Raw genomic sequence first — 262 nt, 5'->3', positions numbered from 1 at the left:
AGCGCGGCGCCGAGCGCCTTCGCCTGCCGCACGCCGTCCGCGCGCTGGACGTAGAGCAGCAGGAATTGCGGCGCATTGGGAGCGCCCGCCTGCAGCGTCGGCGACAACGCTCGCTGCCGCGCGGGATCGGTTCCGAACGCCTGCTTGTAGGTCGCCTGCATGATCTGCGGCCCCTCCTTCATCTGCGCCGGAACATCATAGGCCGCGCCATCGATCGGGATCACGCCCGCAATATCGGCAAAGCTCAGCCCGGCGCCCTTCA

At 69.1% G+C, this 262-nt stretch carries 1 protein-coding gene; it reads right to left on the bottom strand.

Translation table 11 applies throughout. From position 1 onward, the window contains the following. On the bottom strand, positions 1–262 hold a 262-nt coding region (locus OH705_RS27750), incomplete at both ends, for a hypothetical protein (protein WP_267303500.1).

This window comes from Pseudomonas sp. BJa3 (assembly GCF_026343815.1).
GTDB classification, from domain to species: Bacteria; Pseudomonadota; Gammaproteobacteria; order Pseudomonadales; family Pseudomonadaceae; genus Aquipseudomonas; species Aquipseudomonas soli.
Note: the sequence above shows the minus strand (reverse complement) of the source record. Positions and strands in the feature narration are given on the sequence as shown.